The organism is Micromonospora sp. D75 (assembly GCF_018070405.1).
Taxonomy (GTDB): domain Bacteria; phylum Actinomycetota; class Actinomycetes; order Mycobacteriales; family Micromonosporaceae; genus Micromonospora; species Micromonospora chalcea.
In genome coordinates this window covers 1-1,047 of sequence record NZ_JAGPXV010001046.1, presented here as the reverse complement: position 1 = coordinate 1,047, position 1,047 = coordinate 1, and the positions used below count along the sequence as shown (strand labels likewise).

1 protein-coding gene is annotated in these 1,047 nt (G+C 67.3%); it reads right to left on the bottom strand.

Annotation, left to right across the window (positions count from 1 at the left end; all coding sequences use genetic code 11):
* Window positions 1–26 precede the first annotated feature (26 nt).
* Complete coding sequence (locus tag KBX39_RS31860; protein ID WP_043330464.1) at window positions 27–848, bottom strand: IS5 family transposase; 822 nt, start codon at window positions 846–848, stop codon at window positions 27–29.
* Window positions 849–1,047: the final 199 nt, after the last annotated feature.

Sequence of the window (1,047 nt, the reverse complement as noted above, 5' to 3'; positions counted from 1 at the left end):
GTTAAGTGAGTGTTTGAGATTCCGGCTCAGGTGTGGGTTGCCTGGGCCGGTTTCGTGTGTCGGGCCAGGCGGGTGACCATGACGTGGATCATGGCCCAGGTGACGAAGGCGGCGTGGCTTGTGGGTAGGTGTTCGTAGTCGCGGACGCAGCGGCGTTTCTTGCTGATCCAGGCGAAGGTGCGTTCGACGACCCAGCGGCGGGGCAGCACGACGAAGGTGTGTTGTCCGGGGAGTTTGTGGACCAGGTGCACGGTGAGGTCGAGGGCGTGGCGGGCCCAGGTGCTCAGGGTGCCGATGTAGCCGCCGTCTGCCCAGAGCAGGCGTAGGCGGGGGTGGAACAGCCGGGTGCGCCAGAGCAGGTCACGGGCGATGGTGCGGTCGTTGACGTGCGCGCCGGTGATCATGACGGCCAGGAGTAGGCCCATGGTGTCCACGACGATGTGGCGTTTACGGCCGTTGACCTTCTTCGCGACGTCGAAACCGCGGCTGTGTCGGGGCACGGTGTCCGCGGCGCGCACCGACTGAGAATCGATCGCTCCGGCGCTGGGATGCGCGTGCCGTCCGGCGGCGGTACGGCACTGCTCCCGCAACCGGTCGTGCAGACGCATCAACGTGTGGTCATCGCGCCATCGAGCGAACCACCAGTACACCGTCCCCGGGGGCGGGAACTCCCGCGGCAGGGCCCGCCACGGACAACCGGTGCAGGCCACATACAAGATCGCCGTGACGATTGCCCGCATCGGATGCGACGGCGGCCGCCCCCGCCGACCGACCGACACCGGCGTGACCAGCGGCGCGATCAACGCCCACTGCGCATCGGTCAGATCACTGGGATACCGCCGCCGCACCGCCCGTTCCCGTTCCCGCCGCACCCGCTGCGACGGATAACGGCGGGGCGACGCGGACGGCGTGACAGTGATCGGGTACAACGTCATCAGAAGGCCCTCGGTATGGAAACGGTTGGCTCGACACCACCGGACCTACCGAGGGCCTTCCCTCACCTCAACCCGACACGCCGCCGCACCCCAAATCTCAAACACTCACTAA